An 18690-nucleotide genomic window follows, 5' to 3' on the forward strand; every position below is an offset into this window, starting at 1 on the left:
GCTGAAGGGGGAGGACACCGCGGCGATCCGGGAGGCGTCGGAGAAGGTGGCCTCCACCAGCCAGAAGCTCGGGCAGGCGCTGTACGCCGACGCCCAGGGCCGGCAGGCCGCCGGCGGTGCGCAGACCACCGACACCGGGAACGCCGACGACAGCGGCGACACCAGGACCGAGGGAGACGACGTGGTGGACGCCGAGATCGTCGACGACGACAGGGAGGACAGGGGAAAGGCGGCGTGAGCGCGGCCGTCGGGTGAACGCCTCTCGGGAAAACCGGGGAACCGGTCCGAGAGGTCCCACTCCGGCGGACACCTCGGTCCCCGAATTCGGAAACGAGTGGGGGACGATCCGCGAGCGGGAAATTCACCGTGCCGCCGATCGAGTCGACCGGGGAGAGAAGCCGGAAAGCGGACCCGGAACGGGGTCGGCGTGTTTTCCCGGGTGATTTCCGCCGGCCGTCGCATGCCCCTTGGGGGCGGCCCGGCGTGGCCACCCCCAAGGGCGTGCGGATTCCATGCGAACCCGAGTGGTGACGCCCGGTCCGTCGCGACGGCCGGAGTCATGTGAGCGGACCGCCGGCAACGGATCTCCTGGCCGGGAGGTCTCCCGGAAACGCGGGAGGCGAATCGCTGCCGAATGCCGGGCGCTCGGAATCGGATTCGCGGTCACCCGATCCGGAGACGTTCCGGTCCGGTGATCCGTCCGGCAGGGAGGACCTCAGCCGAACAGGCCCTTGAACAGGGCGTCGAGGTCGGAGTGACGGTAGCTGCCCACGGTGTAGATCTCGTACCCGCCGTGCTTGCCGTACCCGCCGCGCTTGTCGTCGTGGCCGTAGTCCTTCTTGTGGTCGTCCTTGCCGTGGCCGTGGCCGTGGCCGTAGCCGTTGTCCTTGTCGTGGTCGTCCTTGCCGTGGTCGTACCCGTTGTCCTTGTCGTGCTTGCCCTCGTCGTACCCGCCGTTGTCACCGGTGGAGGCGTGGGACTTCACGCTCTTGGCGTGGGCGCCGTGCTTGTCGGCGCTGGTCTTGCTCTTGTGGTAGCTGGAGCTGTCGCCACCGTGACCGTATCCGTTGTCCTTGCCGTGCCCGCCGTTGTCACCGGTGGAGGCGTGGGACTTCACGCTCTTGGTGTGGGCGCCGTGCTTGTCGGCGCTGGTCTTGCTCTTGTGGTAGCTGGAGCTGTCGCCACCGTGGCCGTTGTCGTGACCGCAGCCGCAGCCGTTGTCGGTCTCGGCATGGCTGCTTACCCGCTCGGTCCAGGCGCCGTGCTTGTCGGCCTTGGTGGAGTACTTGGTGAAGCTGGAGGAGTCGGCCACGGCCACGCCGGCGGACGCGATCAGCAGCAGCGGGGCGGTGAAGGCGCCGGCGACGGCCCGACGAGTGAGCTTGCGCATCACATGAATCCTTGTCCATAGAGATGGGCCGAATCCCAAACGGATCCGGTAGGCACAGATTTTTACTGCCTCGGAATACGGAAAATGGACCCAACACGGACACCGATTCGCTCGTTCGGTGGGGGAATGCAGCTCACAGCGCCAATTCACGTGTGGATGGTTCGCCCGTTCGGACGCCTTCTTTCGGCTCAATCCCTGTCGCTCGGCGGACTGCCGTGTCGCCGGGTTTCGCGTGTTTCTCGGTGCCGGTGCCGGTGCCGGAGTCGGCTCGCCCCGTTCCGGGAGACGACGTCCGCGCCCGGGTGGCGTTCGGCGCCGGCGTCACGGAACGGAGGGGGCTCGGGTGTCCGCGTCCCCGGGGTCCTCGGGCACGAGGGACCTGACGGGCACCTTGGTGAAGGTGATGGTCTCGTACGGGGAGCCGGCGCCCGTCTCGTACAGGACGCCCACGGTGTCCCGGTCGAGCGGTACCAGGTCGGAGTACGCGGCGGGATTCTCCGTCAACCGAGGGCCGGCGTGCCAGGTGAGTCCCCGGTCGTGGCTGACGCGCAGTGTCATCGCTCTCCGGCTTCCGGGGTCGGCCGGTCCCGAGAAGAGCAGGAACGGGGGGAGCGGTGGCCGGGGCTCGACCCACAGCAGGCCGCCGTGCACCACGGGGCCGACCAGGGAGGGGCGGGGGCGGTAGGGGGTCAGCAGAGCCGTTCCCCCCGGTTCGAGGTAGGCGTCGGCGCGGGTCGCGGTCGATGCCGGGCTCTGGTTGCGGACGTTGCTGTAGATCCGGCCGTCGGGCAGTTCGGCGAAGGTGTTCTCCTCCAGGCGCAGGTTCTCGTCCGCCGGCTGGGCCACGTAGCCCACGTGCCAGGTCCTCCCGCCGTCGTCGCTGTACAGCGAGTGGGCGCCGGACCGGTGTGCGGAGTTTGTCGTGCGGTGACTGTGGTTGGCCGGCACCAGCAGGCGGCCGACGTGCGGGCCGTGCCGCAGGGCCAGTCCGTGTCCGGGGCCCGTGCCGTACCAGTTCCAGTGCTCCGGCTTCACCTGCCCGGTGATCTCCCGAGGAGGAGAGAAGGTGGCGCCGCCGTCGTCGCTGTGTTGGACGAACACCCGACGATTCCCCATCACGCCGTGGGCGTTGCGGCAGCTCAGCAGGACGATCCGGCCGGTCGCCGGATCGACGACGGGGGAGGGGTTGCCGATGGTGTCCTCCCCGGCGTCGGCCACCACCCGCAGCGGGCCCCAGGTGCAGCCGCCGTCGAGTGATCGGCGCGCCACCACGTCGATGTCACCGTCGTCCGCGAGGGAGTGGACGCGCCCTTCGGCGAAGGCGACGAGCACGCGGGGGCCGGTGCGCCCGCCGTCACCGCCGGCCTCGATCACGGCCGGGATGCGGAAACCGCGGTAGCCATCGGTGCGCGCCGTGAACGGGACCGACTCGGTGCAGGGGTCGGCCGCGGCGGCCGAGTGCGCCGGAGGCCCCGCGACGAGGCTGCCCACAAGGCCGCCCAACAGCGTCGACAGAACTGCTCCCACCGCACGGCGGGACGTGGAGGTCATGACGGTCAGTGTGCGGACGACCGGGTGACCGGAACGGGAGGCACGCCGTGCCACCCGACCGCTCCGACCCCCACGGCCACCGCCCCGGCCGAACCGTGCGCGGCCACCGGGGTGAACGAGGCGTCGGTCCGGTCCGTGGCCCGGCCGTCCCGCGCGCCCCGTTCGTCCGACCAGGACCGCCTTCCTGGAGGGCACGGGAGGCGGCGCACGTCACGGCGAGGGACCCGAGCCGGGGGGAGGGGGATGCGCTCGGGTCCCTCGGTCACGAATCCGCGGGGGAGCGAATTCCTGTGCACGTGACATCCCTCCAACGACGCACCGCGCAGAAAGGTTACGCCGCCCACCGGCAGGGGACGGGCCGCGCGGTCCGGTGGCGACCCCCGGCGCACCGGCTCGACGATGGACGTTCCGGCCCTCCCGCGCGGCCGGGGTTCGCGCGGGAGAGGACGCGGAGCGGGGAAGGAGGCCGTCACGGTGAAGGGCGCGCTGCGGTTCGACGGGTGGATCGCCGGTGTCGGCACCTCCTCCGGCACCCGGGTGGTGCTGGGGCACTGGCCGCGGTCGCCGTTCGGTCGGTTCGGCGACGTGATGCTGGAGGAGCCGGACGGGACGCGGCTTCTGCTCGCCCCGACCCGTGAGGTCGCGGACTTCGTCACCGGTGTCTACCGCTTCGACCGGGTGCGGGTGGTGCCGGTCTCGGTGCGCGTGGAGGGAGCGGTCTGGGACGTCGTGGCGGGACCGTTGGCCCTGCGGTTCACCGTCGGCCGGAGGGGCCCCCTCGGCATGCTGCTGCGCTGTGTGCCGGGTGTGCTCGCCGCCCGACCGGCCTGGGTCGCGCTGACCGACCTTCCGGCCCGTCTGCTGCCGGGGGTGCGCACTCGGGGAAGCGCGGGGGCGGGGCGTCGGGAGTGGTACGGGGCGCGGGATCTGCGTCCGATCACCGCGGTGACCGCCTCGTTCGACGGCGCGGACCTGGGACGGCTCGCGCCGATCGATCCTCCGGTGCGGTTCGGGTTCGGCTCGACCCCGCGCGTTCCCTCCCTGGTGCGGGTGGTCTCGACGGTGGGGCCGGTGCGGGGCCGTTCCCGGCGGGCGTCGGGCGCCGGTCAACGCCACCCGGCGTGCTGATCGGCGTACTGGTCCTCGCAGAGCCGGAAGACAGGCTCCCGGCGTTCGTGCGTGGTCTCCGGAGCCAGCCGGACCCGGGCCCCGGTGTGGACGGCGTGGGGCGGTGTGCCGGTCACCGTGGAACGCAGTTGGTACCCCTCGTCCATGGCGATCAGGGCGACGGTGCGCGGCGCGCCGGCGCTCCGATCGACGGAGACGACGCGACGGACGACTCCGGTGCCGCGGCTGGGCTCCCGATCGAAGTCGGTGGACGCGCACACGGGACACAGCAGGCGCCTGAAGACGGCGGTCCGACACCAGCGGCAGCGCTGGAAGTAGAGCCCGTCGCGACCCGAGCCGTGGGCGTTCGCGGCGGTTTTCGAGGACACGGGGGAAGGGAACGGGACGCGGTCGCCTTCGACGGCGGCCGTGTCGCTCTCGCGGACGTCGATCGCGGTACTGGACACCATGTCGTCTCCCTGCGCTCAGCCGGGGCAACCGATGTGTTGCGTGGGTGGGGTGTGCCGGTTCGCACAACAGCGGCACCCATACGATATGGCACTGAGTGACAACCGTAAAGGCACTGGGTGTCGGAAAGTGTTCCTTCGAAACCGCTCCGCACGGTGCGGAGCGGCCGGGCGCCGTCACCGTCCGCCGGAGTTCAACCCCATGTACCCGGGGCCGAGACCACGGCGGCGCGGACGGGGAGCGGACGAGGAGGTCAGGGCGGCGACGACGCTCCGGGCGGCCTGGGGTGTGAGCCCCGCGCTGACCTGCCCGGAACCGAGGACACGGGCATAGGTGCCGACCCCGTGCGGGACGAGCGCCTCGGCGAGCGCGGCGGCGGCGGTCCGGGCCGGCCCGCCGCCCCACAACTCCTCAGCCTCGACGGGGCGCGCCCGGCGGGGGAGCGCGCCGCGCGGGAGGAGCAGCGCGGCCAGGGCCTGCGCGTCCGCCGGCGCCAGGGTCACGGTCACGAGTGCGGGGCCGAGTCGGTGGACGCGGGACCGGGTGATGCCGTGAAAGGCCAGCGCCCGACGGAGTTCGGTGCCGGTGACCGTCGCGCCCCCGGCCTCCTCGCCGTCCGGCGCGGCGGCCTCGGCATGGGCCTGCTCGGTGCGTTCCAGGAGGGCCGCGACGGCGACCGGTACCACGGACAGGATGTCGGCGGACTCCGGATCGAGCCGTCCCAGGGCTCCGGCCAGGACCTCCAGGGCGCAGGCCGCGTCCTCGACCGCCCCGGCGCTCCAGCGTTCCACCTCCACGGCGTCGGCCAACTCGCAGGCGGCCACCACGGTCGCCTCGGCGAGCCGGTCCAGGTGGCCCGATCCGGTCTTGGCGGACGGCTCCATGACCCTCCCCGTCGATACCCGACTGCTCCTGACGGTTCCTCGCCGAATCCTCGTCGACTCCCCGCCGATTCCCTGTCGATTCCCCGTCGGTTCTCCGCCGACCGTGACGGCGCCTCCGCGAGACGCCTCGCGGTCCGGTCCGGGCTCCCATGATGCCGGGAGCAGGGAAGGTCGGGGGAACCGGAGCCCGGCGGGCGGGAACGTCTGGGGTGGGGGATACGGGGTATCCGCCGGCTCGAACCATCACCATCACCCCGTGTTTTGGAGGAGTCGGTATGCCGTCCGCCACGACCGATGTCGTCGAACTGATCCTGCGGGACCACCGGAGGATGGAGGAACTCTTCCGGACGATGCGCAACGTCGAGGCCGACCGGGCCGCCGCGCTGAAGGAGTTCGCCGCGCTCCTGATAGCCCACGGCGCCGCCGAGGAGGAGAAGGTCTACCCGGCGCTGCGGCGCTACAAGAACGTGGACGACGAGGACGTCGAGCACGGCGTGCACGAACACCACGAGGCCAACGAGGCGTTGCTCGCGCTGCTGGAGGTGGAGGACACCACCTCCGAGGAGTGGGAGGAGAAACTCGAGGAACTCGTGACGGCGGTCAACCACCACGCGGACGAGGAGGAGCGCACCCTGCTCAACGACGCGCGGGAGAACGTGAAGGACGACCGTCGCGCACAGCTCGGGGAGCAGTTCCTCCGGGCGCGTGAGGAGCGACTGGCCGCCGACTGCGGGAGCCTCGACCACGTGCGCGAGCTCGTGGCGTCCCAGGGCGACTGAAGTCGCGGAACGGGACGCGGGGGCACGGGCGGTGGCGAGCACCGACCCACCGTGCACGACCGAGGGGCCCGAGCCGGAGGAGGGGGGTGGGGTGGGCTCGGGACCCCTCGATCGCGGATCCGCGGGGGAGCGGACCGTGCTGTGCACGTGACACTCCTACAACGCCACGAGGCGCGGAAAGGTCACGCCTCCGGTGCGAGAAGAGAATTCGAAGTGTCGAAGCGCCCCGAGGACCTGTCGCGCGTCAGTGGAGCTTGTCGACGGCGGTGACCGTCGTCCTCTTGAAGTCGGTCACCGGCGCGTCCCGGAAAGTGCCCATCTGACCCCAGTGCACGACCGTGACGGTCCTTCCGTCCCGGCCCACCGAGAACAGGTGGATGTCGGTGGCCCCCCAGGAGTGGGCCGTGTGCACGCCGTACACGTGGGCGCCCTCCTCCACACGCAGCTTGCCGAAGGCCTTGAACTCCGCGGTGGCCTCGGGGTCCCGCCGCTCGACTCGCTCCGCGCACCGTCTGATCGCGTCGTTCAGCAGCGCGGCCAGCTTCCGGGCCCTCGCCTCGTCGCGCTCCACGACGGTGACCTGCTCGGCCCCGGTGTCGTACTCCGTCCGGAACTCGCGGTACCGGGAGGTGGCCCCGGGAAGGGCCTCGCCGTAGCAGAAGGGCAGCGGGTCCGGGACGCCGCCGGTGACCTCGCCCGCGTACCAGGGGGAGAAGGGGTGGGGCGGCAGTTCCTCCGGAGAGAGGAAGGCGGGCGAGTCGCTCGCGGCGGCGGGCGTGGTGGCGGACGTGGTGGCGACGAGAGCGGCGATCGCCACGGCGAGTGAGGTGAGACCGGCCACGCCGATGCGACCGGTACGGGTGTCGGCTTTCATGTCTCCCCCATTTCTGGTGTGTTCACCGGGTACGACACTCCACGGCGGCGAAAGGTTGGGCCGTGGCGCGCCCGGATTTCGCGGCCGTTCGGAACGCCCGGCCGGGACGCGTCCACCCGCCGAGGTCAGGGATGGCACTCCGCGAGCGTCGAGGCCAGGGCGGCGATGGGGGGCCACGCCCACTGACCGGTGCGGGCGAGCAGGAAGGTGCGGCGCGTGCCGGCCAGCGGGTCCAAGGGACGGTAGGCGACGTCCGAGCGATCCCGCTCGATCCCCGACTCGGCGAGCAGCGCCACACCCAACCCCGCCCCCACCAGGCTGTTGACCAGATGGAGGCTGTCCACGCGGTGGGTGATTCGCGGAGTGAACCCGGCGATCGCGCACACGCGCTGCACCAGTTCGTCGTCGTCGGTGCCGCGCGAGTTGCCGATCCAGCCGGTGGTGGCGAAGTCCACCAGCGCGGAGACGGCGACGGGCCGGCCGGCGTCCTCGTGGTGCGCGGGGACGGCGAGGTACAGGGGCTGCTCCCCGAGCCGTCGCGCGCTCAGCTCCAGAGGAACGGCGCGCGGCACCAGGCTGTAGTCGTACACCACGCCCAGGTCGATCTCCCCGGAGCGCAGCAGGCCGACGGTGTGCTCCGGTTCGTGCTCGAGCACCTCCACCTCGACGCGCGGACACCGGTCCCGCAGCCGGGCCAGAGCGGGCAGCACCACCGGCTCGATCGCGCTGAAGAAGCTCGCCAGCCGCACCCGCCCGACGGGCTCGCCGCCGCCGCGCAGTTCCGCCCGCGCCTCCTCCACCGCGGCGAGGATGCCCACGGCGTGTTCCACCAGGCGCTTGCCCGCCGACGTCAACTGCACGCGGCGGCCGACCGGGGCCAACAGCCGTACGCCGACCTCCTGTTCCAGTACGGCCAGGTGTTTGGAGACCGCCGACGTTCCATAGCCGGTGCTCGCGGCCACCGCCGCCATGGTGCCCAGCCGGTCCAGCTCGACCAGCAGCCGCAGCCGTCCCAGGTCGGGAAGGTTTCCCGTGTCGTTCACCGCCATCTCGCCATTGTCCACTGAAGGCGGATGCTATATCCACGATCGGATCGTGGACAGAAACGATTGAATATCGTTCCAATGGCATGGTGACCACCCCGACCGTACCCACCTCGGCCGACGCCGCCCTCGGGCGTTCCGCGCCCCGTCGCGTACCGGGCGCGGTGCTCGTCCTGGTGGCCATGACCGTCCTGCACACCGGCAGCGCCCTGGCGACCAAGCTGTTCCCCGCCCTCGGCCCGGCCGGCACCACCTGGCTGCGCCTGACCTTCGCCGCCGCGCTCCTCCTGGCCCTCACCGGGCGTTCCCTGTGGCGAGTGCTGCGGGCGGCGCCCCGAGCCGATCTGCTGGCCACCGTCCTGCTGGGCGTGGTCAGCGCCGGGATGATGCTGCTGTTCTCCGAGGCCGCCGCCCGCCTGCCCCTGGGCACCGCCACCGCGCTGGAGTTCCTCGGCCCGCTCGTCGTCGCCGTCGCCGCGTCCCGCCGGCGCAGGGAACTGGCCTGGCTGGGGCTGGCCGCGGGCGGGGTGCTGGCGCTCACCTCGCCCTGGAGCGGCGCCGCGAGTCCGACCGGTGTCCTCTTCGGACTGGGCTCCGCGGCGTGTTGGGCGCTCTACGTCATCGGCACCGCGCACGTCGGCAGCCGGTTCTCCGCGCCCCACGCCCTGGCCGTGTCGCTCACGGTCGCCTCCCTCACCGCCGCGCCCTTCGGAGCCCCGGGCGCCCTGACCGCCCTCACCTGGCAGACGGCCGCCGCCGCGGCCGGTATCGCGCTGCTCATGCCGCTGGTGCCGTTCCTGCTGGAGATGAAGGCCCTCCAGCGCATCGGGAAGACCGCCTACGGCACGCTGGCCGGCCTCGAACCGGCCGTGAGCATGGTGGCCGGGATGGTGCTCGTCGCCCAGCACCCCACCGCCCTCCACATCGTCGGCACCGCCCTGGTGGTCACCGCCGGCATCGGCGCCGCACGGGCGGAGGCACGGCACGGGAAGACGCCCGGCCGCGGGGACGCGGACGGTGCGCCGTCCTCCGCCCCGATCGCCCGGGGCGGAGGACGGCGCACCACGGCCCGGCCGTCGCGCCCGCCGGCCCGGGGGCGGGCCGGTTGAGCGCACCGGCCGGACGCTCGGAGCCTTCTCAGGTCCGGTGCACCTCCAGCGCCGCCCGGACGCCCGACTCCGGCAGGCTGCCGTCGTCGGGCGCGCGGCCCGGTCGTCGGGGTCAGACGCCGCCCTCGGAGGACGCCTCCAACATCCGGACCGCCATCTCCCGCATCTCCACCTTGCGGACCTTTCCGGTGACGGTCATGGGGAAGGAGTCCACGACGTGCACGTAGCGCGGGATCTTGAAGTGGGCCAGCCTGCCCTCGCAGAACTCCCGCAGGGCCTCGGCGGTGAGCGGCTCGGCACCGTCCCTCATGCGTACCCAGGCCATCAACTCCTCGCCGTACTTCGGGTCGGGCACCCCGATGACCTGGACATCGAGGACGTCGGGGTGGCCGTGGAGGAACTCCTCGATCTCCCGCGGGTACACGTTCTCCCCACCGCGGATCACCATGTCCTTGATGCGGCCGGTGACGGAGACGTATCCCTCGTCGTCCATGACCGCCAGGTCGCCGGTGTGCATCCACCGGGCGGCGTCGATCACCTCGGCCGTCTTCTCGGGCTCCCCCCAGTAGCCGAGCATGACCGAGTAGCCGCGGGTGCACAGCTCACCGGGCTCGCCGCGCGGCACGGTCAGGCCCGTCACCGGGTCCACCACCTTGACCTCCAGGTGCGGACCGACCCGGCCGACGGTCGACACGCGGCGGTCCAGGGAGTCGTCCGAGCGGGTCTGGAGCGACACCGGAGAGGTCTCCGTCATGCCGTAGCAGATGGACACCTCGGCCATGCCCATGCGGTCGATGACCTGCTTCATCACCTCGGTGGGGCAGGGTGAACCGGCCATGATCCCCGTACGCAGGCCGGAGAGGTCGTAGGAGTCGAAGTCCGGGTCGGCCAACTCCGCGATGAACATGGTGGGGACGCCGTAGAGGGAGGTGCACTCCTCCTCCGCGACCGCCGCCAGGGTGGCCTTGGGATCGAACGCGGGCCCCGGGATCACCATGGTCGCGCCGTGGCTGGTGCACGCCAGGTTCCCCATCACCATGCCGAAGCAGTGGTAGAAGGGCACCGGTATGCATACGCGGTCGTTCTCGGTGTAGTGGCACAGCTCGCCGACGAAGAAGCCGTTGTTGAGGATGTTGTGGTGCGACAGCGTCGCCCCCTTGGGGAAGCCGGTCGTCCCCGAGGTGTACTGGATGTTGATGGGGTCGTCCGGGCTCAGCGTGGTGCCGCGCTCGGCCAGTGCCGCCGGGTCGCCCCGCCGCCCCCTTTCCAACAGGGAGTCCCAGTCGGGGCTCCCGAGCAGGACCACGCGGTCCAAGTCCGGGCAGCGCGGCCGCACCTCGTCGATCATGCCCGCGTAGTCGGAGGTCTTGAACCGCTCCGCGGCGACGAGCAGTCGCACTCCGGACCGGTTCAGCACGTACTCCAACTCGTGGACGCGGTACGCCGGATTGACGTTGACCAGGATGGCCCCGATCTTGGCGGTGGCGTACTGGGTCAGCGTCCACTCCGCGCAGTTGGGGGCCCAGATGCCCACCCGGTCGCCCTTGGCGATGCCCAGGTCCAGCAGGCCGAGGGCGAGCGCGTCGACGTCCGCGGCGAGTTCGGCGTAGGTCCAGCGGCGGCCCGTGGCCCGGTCCACCAGCGCGTCCCGGTCGGGGAAGGCCAGCACCGTGTTGTCGAGGTTCTCGCCGATCGTCTCCCCCAGCAGGGGCACGTCACAGGCTCCCGACGCGTAGCTCGGCGCGATCCGCGGTGACGGCACGATGTACCTCCTGACGTTTACGGCGGGGTTACGGCGTCCTATGATCCGCGTCACACACATGGTCGACCACCCCCGAAAGAGGTAGGGGCACATGAACGTCGTTCCGGACGCGTCGGCGCGTCCCGACGACGGGGACGCCTTCCGGAGCGCCCTGCGGCTGACCCGGCGGCGCATCGACCTCCCCGTCGTCTTCGCCGGGCAGGTGCGCGACGGGGTCCTGCGGCTGTCGCAGTTCATCGGCACCCGGACGGCGGGGATGCACGGGCTCGACGTCTTCTCCGGCACCGGGATCGGGGGCCGGGCCCTGGCCACACGGCGGCCCGCCGCCGTGGCCGACTACCGGTCGGCCGACTCCATCACGCACGACTACGACGCCGTGGTGACCGCCGAGGGCATCCGGGCGATCACCGCCGTCCCGGTCGTGGTGTCGGGCTCGGTACGAGGCGTGCTCTACGGCGCCTCGCGCGGCTCGACGCCCCTGGGCGACCGCGCGACCGACACGATGGTCGACGCCTCTCGGCGCCTGGCCGGCGAGATCGCCGTGCGGGACGAGGTCGACCGACGGCTGAGACTCCTGAACGTCGCGGAGGCCGACAGGGGCTTCGCGGGGGACCGGGTCGCCACCGAGGAGATCCGCGAAGTGCACGCGGAACTCCGAGCCATCGCCGGTTCCGTGGAGGACGATGCCCTGCGCGACCGGATCCTGACGGCCTCCCGCCGCCTGGCCGGCCTCGGTGCCGGGCAGACGCGACCGGCCGTGCCCTCGCCGCTGTCACCCCGGGAAATCGACGTCCTGGCGCAGGTGGCGCTGGGGTGCGGCAACGCGGAGGCAGCCGGACGCCTGTCCCTGCGGCCCGAATCCGTCAAGGCCCACCTGCGCAACGCCATGCGCAAACTCGGCGTCCACAACCGCTTCGAGGCCGTGGTGGCCGCGCGCCGGCGTGGTCTCCTGCCCTGAGTTCCGCCCTCCGCGGCGGACCGGCGGTCCGCCGCGGACGACTCCGGCCCTCCGGCCGGCCGGATACCTCTCGGCTTGCTCCTTCTTGTCCCCGACTCGATGTCCTGTCAGACGGTCCGTGGCGTACGGTGCGTCCATGCATGTCAAAGGGGCGGAGACACAGGCACAGCAGTATCGGCGGCGCGGGCACGTCCTGTTGATCGCGGGAGATCGGGCCACCCACCGCAGGCGCCCGCAGATCACCCCCAGCGCCAACCTGGCGGCCCTGGCCACCGTCCCCACCCCCGTGCTGCTGGGCAGCGACCTGCCCACGGACCTGGTCCACCTCGACGGCGTCCACGATCCCAACTCGGTCCTGTTGCGGCTGCGAGCGGCCGTCGCGGCGTCCGGCCCGGTGCTGCTGTACCTCTCGGGACGCCTCACCGCCGACCGTCGGCGGCACGAACTGCACCTGGCCCTCACCGGCACCACCACCGGAGCCGTCCGCTACACCGCGCTGCCGTGGTCCTGGCTCCGCAACGAACTGCGTCCCCGCCCATCCGGGACCACCGCCGTGTTCGTCGACCTCGCGGCCGACAAGCACGCCTGGGCCCAACTACAGGACCGCCCCGACGCCCTCGGCGAGCACCTGCCGGTCTGCGGAGTCGTCCTGCCGCCGGGTCTCGCCGGCACCGAAGGCGTCAGCCCCTACACCCGGCACCTGGTCGAGCAGTTGCACCGGCAGCCCGCCCGGCCCGGCAACGCCCACCTCCACGCCACGACCGTGGCCGTCGCCGGCCTGCCGCCGGGAACCCTGGTCCTGCCCCGGACCGGGCAGCTCACCATCACTCCCGAGGCCGTGGCGTCCGGGACCGGCGACCGGGACCACGCGACCCCGGCCGGCCAACCGCAGGCGCTCCGGCAGCCCGTGCCCCCGCGTCCCGAAGCGGCTCCGCGACCCGTCACCGAGGCCGGCGCCTCCGGCGGCACCGACCGGCCTCCGACGTCGACGACGTCCCTGCCCGCCGTCCCGCAGCAGTCGACCGTCCCCGAAGCCGACCCGCGCCCGGTCATCTGGGAGGCCGCGCAGGCGGGCCGGCACAACGAGGCCGCCGCGATGGCCGCGGCATGGGAACAGCACGCGATGCGGCGCCACGGCCCGAACTCCGCGGAGGCCACCCACTGGGCCGAGATCCGCGCCGACCTGGCACGAATCGCCGAGAACTACCCGCTCGCCACCCGGCTGTGGATCGCCGCCGCCCGCTCCCGCCTCGCCCTCCAGACACACGACGCCCCCGAAGTGCTCGCCGCCGCCCAGGGCGCCCACTACTGCTGGCACCACGTCACCGACCAGGGCACCGCCCGGGAGCTGGGGCCGGAACTGCTCGCGCTGCTGAGGCAGCTCCCCGCCCTCGACCCGCGCCACGTGCCCGTCGCCCAGAGGAGGCTGAACTCCCTGAACTCCCGTACCTCGGCGGCCGGCTGATCCGGTAGGCCGCCCGCGGTCGTCGGAGGTCCGTCGTGCCGTCCGGGGCGCGCGGGCCCGGCGCGCCGCCGTCGAGGGCTTCCCGCGCGAGGGCGGGGCGGGACGAGTGCGCGCCGTGGCGAGGGGACCGGTGGGCCGACGGGGGTGGGCTCCCTCGTGCCGCCGGCTCCGGTCGGATGCGAGCCCGACCGGAGTATTTGGGACAATCACGGGTGATGAGGAACGCCTGGTGGGCCGAGCCGGATTTTTTTTGTCTTTGAGGTAAGCCGTTTGCCTGAGAGGCATGTTTGTGGCTCAATGAGTGCATGGGACAAGAACCCCCCGCCTCGAGTGTGACCCTGTCCGGCGTCGCGCCACGCCTGCGTGATCTGCGCAAGAACAGAGGCCTCACCCTGGAGGCGGCTGCCAGACGGCTGGAGATGTCCCCCGCGCATCTGTCCCGTCTGGAGACCGGGCAGCGCCAGCCGTCGTTGCCGCTGCTGCTGACGCTCGCCCGTACCTACGGGACCACGGTCTCGGATCTGCTGGGCGAGACGCCGCCCGACCGGGACGCCGTCATCCGGGCCGGGCAGGTGGAGCCGGTCGAGGCCGGCGGCTGGATCTACCGGCAGGCCGGCGGGTCACGGCGGGCCATGCAGGCGCTGCGCGTGCACGTGCCCCCGGGCGCCCAGAACGACTTGGTCCGCTCCCACACCGGCGAGGAGTGGCTCCACGTCCTCACCGGGCGTCTCCACCTCTCCCTGGGAGGGGAGGAGTACGTTCTCGAGCCGGGCGATTCGGCCCACTACGACAGCCTCACCCCTCACCGGATCACCGCCGTTCCTCCGGAGGGCGCCGACCTGCTCTTCGTGCACACGTTGTTGCGGAGCCCCGCCGGCGATCTGTGCCTGGGCGGTGAGGACCGCCCGGTCGGGCAAGGTGCCCCGCGGCACGCCAATCCCTCGCAACCCTCGAAAGGTGACGACCCATGCTGAGTGAGAAAACCGGCCTCGAGCGCGGCGAAGGCCGCTTCCCCCGCGGTGTGGCCCTGCGCCTGTTCGCCTACATCGTGGCGGGCCACGTCCTCGGCTTCTTCCTCTACCTGCTGTTCAGCCTCGGGGCGGAGTGATCCCCGCGGCACCGACCCGCCGCCCGTCGCGCCACCCCTGACACCGACCCCGACCCCGACGCCGCTCCGCGCACAGCCTCGGCCGAAGCGGCAAGCGGTGTCGAGCCTCACGACGGCGCCGGACCCCGGTGCGGAACGCCGTGTGCCGCGGAAGGGGGAACGGGGCGACGGCACCGCACCGCGATGGGCCGCCCGGCTCGCGAGCCGGGCGGCCCATCGCGGTGATCGCGGTATGGTCGGTCGTTCAGCGAGTGGTGAGCATGCCCTCGCGCAGACGCTTCAAGGTGCGCGACAAGAGGCGGGAGACGTGCATCTGGGAGCAGCCGAGGCGCTCGCCGATCTGCGACTGGGTGAGCTCCTCCACGAAGCGCATGTGGATGATCTTCCGGTCGCGTTCGTCGAGTTCGGCTATCAGCGGAGCCAGTGCGTGGAAGTCCTCCACCAGTTCCATGGCGGCGTCCTCGGCGCCGATGAAGTCCGCCAGTGCCGTCTCGCCCTCCTCACCGCCGTTGATGGCGGCGTCCAGGGAGGAGGAGTTGTAGCCGTTGGAGGCCAGGCGGACCTCGATGACCTCCTCCTCGGTGAGGTTCATCAGGGCGGCCAGTTCGCTCACCTTCGGCGACCTGCCCAGGCGGCTGCGCAGCTCCTCGGTGGCGCGGGCGAGTTCGACGCGGGCCTCCTGCAGGCGGCGCGGCACGTGAACGGCCCAGGAGGTGTCGCGGAAGAACCGCTTGATCTCGCCGACGATGTACGGCACGGCGAAGGTGGTGAACTCCACCTCGCGCGACAACTCGAACCGGTCGATCGCCTTGATCAGTCCGATCATGCCGACCTGGACGATGTCCTCCATCTCGCCGTCGCCGCGGTTGCGGAACCGGCTCGCGGCGTAGCGGACGAGGGACATGTTCATCTCGATGAGGGTGTTGCGCACGTACTGGTACTCGTGCGTGCCCTCCTCCAGGACCGCCAGCTCCTCGAAGAACAGCTTCGACAGCTCCCGCGCGTCCTTCGGCGCGACCTTCGAGGGGTCGGGAATCTCCGGCAGTCGAACGACAGCGTGGCCATCGCCCGTCTGTGAACCCACCGCGTGGTCGTTGCCCGTCCGAGAAACCGTCGTCGCCGTCATGCTCTCCCCTCCCTCGTCGGTTCAGCCCCTTCCCTGTCTTCCAAGGGGCCGATGGCATCGCGCCTACCCCGATGCACGACAGGCATGCGGACGTGTTCGCGGCGACGCGAGTGAGCCGGGGCACAACGGCTCGGGGCGGACCGAACTCCGGGCGAGACCGGGACGGTTGGGGGACCGTCGGGACCTCGGGCGGACCCCCGCCCCGGCCCGGCGGAAAGAGCGGAGAACCTCGGGAAAATCAATCGCACAGCGGGGGTGACGCATCTCACTGGTTTTGCGGTGCAATGCGCGGCGGGCGGGACGGGACCGACCGGGTGTACTCTTTTGGGAAGAACTCCCTGGATCCGGGGCCTGGGCGGCCGTGACGCATCCGGGGCGACATCAGCTTCGAAGAATTCACCGGGAAGCTGCCTCGTTTCCGGATCGCCGGCGACCGGGCGGCTCTCTCGATTATCGACGCGTGATTCCGTCCGGATGTCCGGAGGAATCGGAAGCACGTCGTGTCGGGTCGGGTGCGCGGAGAACGGAGTGCGGAAGTTGAGCGCTGTGGAGACGGGCGTCCCGGAGCGGCGGCAGGAGACCTTCCTGCTGACCCATGGATCCGACGATGACGCCCCCGAACCCCAGGTCACGTCCGGAGGCGCCACATCCGACCAGGTGAAGGACTACCTTCGGCTGATCGCCCGCGTACCGCTCCTCAACGCCGAGCAGGAAGTGGAACTCGGGAAGAGGATCGAGGTCGGTCTGTTCGCCGAGAAGAAGCTGGAGGAGGAGCCGGATTCGGAACCCCGGTATCGGCGCGAACTGTCGATCATCGCCGAGGAGGGGCGCCAGGCGAAAAACCATCTCGTCGAGGCGAACCTCCGGCTGGTCGTCTCCATCGCCAAGCGCTACAGCAGACGCGGACTCGGTTTTCTGGACCTGATTCAGGAGGGCAACGCGGGCCTGATCCGTGCCGTCGAGAAATTCGACTACACCAAGGGCTTCAAGTTCTCGACGTACGCGACCTGGTGGATACGCCAGGCGATAACGCGCGCCTTGGCCGACCAGAGCCGGACCATCCGCATCCCGGTGCACATGGTGGAGGTCATCAACAAGGTGGCCAGAGCGCGCCGCGAGATGCTCCAGGACCTGGGCATCGATCCCACGCCGGAGCAACTGGCGGAGAAGACCGGCATGACCGCGGAGCAGATCGTGGAGATCGAGGGGTACAACAGGGAACCCATCTCGCTCCACACCCCGCTGGGGGAGAACGGCGACGGCGAACTCGGTGACGTGATCGAGGACAGCGAGACCGTCTCCCCTTCGGAGACGGTCACGTTCCTCCTGCTCAGGGAGGAGATCCGGGGCATCCTCGACGGGTTGACCGCGCGAGAGGCCGGGGTGATCTCCATGCGGTACGGCCTCGCCGACGGTCAGCGGAGGACGCTGGAGGAGATCGGGGAGATCTACGGGGTGACGCGCGAGCGCATCCGCCAGATCGAGTCCAAGACGCTGTCCAAGCTGCGTCACCCCTCGCGTTCGCAGGTGCTGCGCGACTACCTCGACGCCGGCTGACCTCGGAGCCGTCGTCCCGGCCGATCCCGTCGCCGGGGCGGCCCGTTCACACGGAAGCGCGGCGGGCGAAGCCGGGAGCGCGTTCGGGACGGACGCCGACCCCGATGAGGTAGGCGGGGACGGCCGAGAGCCGGGGCAGGAGCCGAAGGAGGGTCAGCGGCACTTTGGGCGGGGCGGCGATCCTGCCGTGCAGGACGGGACCGACGAACCCGCGGTGCAGGAGCCGCTGGAGGGACTGGGTGACGACGGTGGGCAACAGGCGGCGTCGGCGGACGGCGGCCAGGTGCCGCTCGGTGACTCGGTGTTCGAGCAGAGGCCCCGCCAGCAGGGTGGCGGCGGCCACGGCATCCTGGACGGCGAGGTTGATCCCCACGCCGCCGATGGGGGACATGGCGTGCGCGGCGTCGCCGATGCACAGCAGCCCCTTGGTGTGCCAGCGGCGCAGCCGATTGATCCGCACGTCCAGGTGTTTGACGTCGTCCATGGACCCGATCGCGTGGACGGAGTCGGCCAGCTCGGGCAGGAGTTCGGCGACGTCGTGGCGCAGTGCCTCGACGCCCCGCCTCCGCAGGCGGGCGTCGGAGCCCTTGGGGCCGAGGTAGCCGATCTGCAGGTAGCCCTCGCGTGGAATCGCCGCGAGCATCTTCCCGCGCCCGGTGCGCGGGAGCAGGGAGGGCGCGATGGCGCCTTCGGTGGGGACCTTGAACCACCAGACGTCGATGTTCACCGGGAACTCGCGGGGTTCGAGCCCCGCTTGGCCGCGAGCGGCCGACCAGCGGCCGTCGCAGGCCACGGTCAGATCGGCGCGCAGCTCACCCGGTCCCTCGGGATCGAGGTAGCGCACGCCGGTGACCGTGTCGGAGTCGTGCAACAGCCCGGTGACCTCGGTGCTCATGCGCAGGGTGAAGGACGGTTCGGCCCGTCCGGCCTCGGCGAGCAGGTTGAGCAGGTCCCACTGCGGCACCATCGCGATGTAGGGGTGGGGTTGCCCACGCAGCCTGCGGAAGTCGGCCAGAGTCACCGAACGCCCGTCGCCCAGGGGGAAGGACACACTCCGCACCTTGCTCTGGGGCAGGGCGGCGAACCTCTCGCGCAGGCCCAGTTCGTCCAGCAGCCGCAGCGTGGTCGGGTGCACGGTGTCGCCACGGAAGTCGCGCAGGAAGTCGGCGTGCTTCTCCAGTACGGTGACCTCCACACCGGCCCGGGCCAACAGCAGCCCCAGGACCATCCCGGCGGGGCCGCCGCCGATGACCGCGCACGTCGTTCTCTCGCTCACCGGAACTCCTCGTGATCGTGTCGTGATCGTGGGAGAGAGGCGCCCCGCGGGGTGCCGCTTGTCGAGCTCGTCGAGCGGCGATCCACCGCACGCGACCGGGCGGGTGTCACGTCCGCTGGGGGAATTCTCGCCCCACGCCGGCTTGGAAGCGAGGATTCCACGGGCGACGGGCGACGGGCGACGGGCGACGGGCGACCGGAGTCCCGGCGGGAGGGACCGCTCCGCACCGCCCT

Annotated in this window: 16 protein-coding genes and 2 pseudogenes; 9 read left to right on the plus strand and 9 right to left on the minus strand. The window is 71.5% G+C overall.

Annotated features, from left to right (window positions below):
* Positions 1 to 238, plus strand: a pseudogene (dnaK, locus tag IF47_RS28045) (molecular chaperone DnaK); the annotation flags it as partial.
* Between the two features lie 477 nt (positions 239 to 715).
* Here the strand turns inward: dnaK and IF47_RS0120580 are convergent.
* Complete coding sequence (locus IF47_RS0120580) at positions 716 to 1390, minus strand: hypothetical protein (RefSeq protein WP_031510363.1); 675 nt, start codon at positions 1388 to 1390, stop codon at positions 716 to 718.
* 321 nt (positions 1391 to 1711) lie between these two features.
* Positions 1712 to 2941, minus strand: coding sequence for a sialidase family protein (locus tag IF47_RS0120585; protein ID WP_078592007.1), 1230 nt, complete (start codon positions 2939 to 2941; stop codon positions 1712 to 1714).
* Between the two features lie 474 nt (positions 2942 to 3415).
* Here IF47_RS0120585 and IF47_RS30825 point away from each other — a divergent pair, with 474 nt between their 5' ends.
* Positions 3416 to 4069, plus strand: coding sequence for a hypothetical protein (locus IF47_RS30825; RefSeq protein WP_157840012.1), 654 nt, complete (start codon positions 3416 to 3418; stop codon positions 4067 to 4069).
* Here the strand turns inward: IF47_RS30825 and IF47_RS0120595 are convergent.
* Together IF47_RS0120595 and IF47_RS28870 are read right to left on the minus strand one after the other, a co-directional pair.
* A complete protein-coding gene (locus IF47_RS0120595; RefSeq protein ID WP_051717963.1) occupies positions 4048 to 4518 on the minus strand; it encodes a Zn-ribbon domain-containing OB-fold protein in 471 nt (156 codons plus the stop codon). The genes IF47_RS30825 and IF47_RS0120595 overlap by 22 nt on opposite strands.
* A gap of 174 nt (positions 4519 to 4692) precedes the next feature.
* Positions 4693 to 5400: a hypothetical protein gene (locus tag IF47_RS28870; RefSeq protein ID WP_051717965.1), complete on the minus strand. Its 708-nt coding sequence runs from the start codon at positions 5398 to 5400 to the stop codon at positions 4693 to 4695.
* A gap of 275 nt (positions 5401 to 5675) precedes the next feature.
* Between IF47_RS28870 and IF47_RS0120605 the strand changes: the two genes are divergently transcribed.
* Positions 5676 to 6179 carry a hemerythrin domain-containing protein gene (locus IF47_RS0120605; RefSeq protein WP_031510369.1) on the plus strand — a complete coding sequence of 168 codons (504 nt, stop codon included), beginning with the start codon at positions 5676 to 5678 and terminating at the stop codon, positions 6177 to 6179.
* Positions 6180 to 6423: 244 nt separating this feature from the next.
* Here the strand turns inward: IF47_RS0120605 and IF47_RS0120610 are convergent, their stop codons facing one another.
* Both IF47_RS0120610 and IF47_RS0120615 read right to left on the minus strand, forming a co-directional pair.
* Positions 6424 to 7053, minus strand: coding sequence for a hypothetical protein (locus IF47_RS0120610; protein ID WP_031510370.1), 630 nt, complete (start codon positions 7051 to 7053; stop codon positions 6424 to 6426).
* Positions 7054 to 7178: 125 nt separating this feature from the next.
* On the minus strand, positions 7179 to 8102 hold the full coding sequence (locus IF47_RS0120615; protein ID WP_031510371.1) for a LysR family transcriptional regulator: 924 nt from the start codon (positions 8100 to 8102) through the stop codon (positions 7179 to 7181).
* Between the two features lie 80 nt (positions 8103 to 8182).
* On the opposite strand from IF47_RS0120615, the gene IF47_RS0120620 reads away from it, so the two are divergent.
* Positions 8183 to 9205, plus strand: a complete 1023-nt coding sequence (locus tag IF47_RS0120620) for an EamA family transporter (RefSeq protein ID WP_078592000.1) — start codon at positions 8183 to 8185, stop codon at positions 9203 to 9205.
* Between the two features lie 112 nt (positions 9206 to 9317).
* Here IF47_RS0120620 and IF47_RS0120625 read toward each other — a convergent pair whose 3' ends face one another.
* A complete protein-coding gene (locus tag IF47_RS0120625) occupies positions 9318 to 10967 on the minus strand; it encodes an AMP-binding protein (protein WP_031510373.1) in 1650 nt (549 codons plus the stop codon).
* 91 nt (positions 10968 to 11058) lie between these two features.
* Between IF47_RS0120625 and IF47_RS0120630 the strand changes: the two genes are divergently transcribed.
* The 4 genes from IF47_RS0120630 (at position 11059) to IF47_RS31095 (ending at position 14498) form a co-directional block, all read left to right on the plus strand.
* The gene (locus IF47_RS0120630; RefSeq protein WP_031510374.1) at positions 11059 to 11925 is read left to right on the plus strand and encodes a helix-turn-helix transcriptional regulator; all 867 of its coding nucleotides are present in this window, start codon (positions 11059 to 11061) and stop codon (positions 11923 to 11925) included.
* A 136-nt stretch (positions 11926 to 12061) separates the two neighbouring features.
* Positions 12062 to 13390 (plus strand): hypothetical protein, encoded by a 1329-nt coding sequence (locus tag IF47_RS0120635; RefSeq protein ID WP_031510375.1) that lies wholly within the window; start codon positions 12062 to 12064, stop codon positions 13388 to 13390.
* A 305-nt stretch (positions 13391 to 13695) separates the two neighbouring features.
* Positions 13696 to 14364 (plus strand): helix-turn-helix domain-containing protein, encoded by a 669-nt coding sequence (locus IF47_RS0120640; RefSeq protein WP_031510376.1) that lies wholly within the window; start codon positions 13696 to 13698, stop codon positions 14362 to 14364.
* Positions 14358 to 14498 (plus strand): DUF6126 family protein, encoded by a 141-nt coding sequence (locus tag IF47_RS31095; RefSeq protein ID WP_169745232.1) that lies wholly within the window; start codon positions 14358 to 14360, stop codon positions 14496 to 14498. Before IF47_RS0120640 ends, IF47_RS31095 begins: the two co-directional genes overlap by 7 nt.
* A gap of 244 nt (positions 14499 to 14742) precedes the next feature.
* Here IF47_RS31095 and IF47_RS0120650 read toward each other — a convergent pair whose 3' ends face one another.
* Positions 14743 to 15624: an RNA polymerase sigma factor SigF gene (locus IF47_RS0120650; RefSeq protein ID WP_078592001.1), complete on the minus strand. Its 882-nt coding sequence runs from the start codon at positions 15622 to 15624 to the stop codon at positions 14743 to 14745.
* A 564-nt stretch (positions 15625 to 16188) separates the two neighbouring features.
* Between IF47_RS0120650 and IF47_RS0120655 the strand changes: the two are divergent.
* Positions 16189 to 17181: pseudogene (locus IF47_RS0120655) on the plus strand (RNA polymerase sigma factor); the annotation flags it as partial.
* Positions 17182 to 17227: 46 nt separating this feature from the next.
* Here the strand turns inward: IF47_RS0120655 and IF47_RS0120660 are convergent.
* Positions 17228 to 18457, minus strand: a complete 1230-nt coding sequence (locus tag IF47_RS0120660; protein ID WP_031510379.1) for an FAD-dependent oxidoreductase — start codon at positions 18455 to 18457, stop codon at positions 17228 to 17230.
* Positions 18458 to 18690: the final 233 nt, after the last annotated feature.

The organism is Streptomyces megasporus, from assembly GCF_000718985.1.
In the GTDB taxonomy this organism is placed as follows: Bacteria; Actinomycetota; Actinomycetes; order Streptomycetales; family Streptomycetaceae; genus Streptomyces; species Streptomyces megasporus.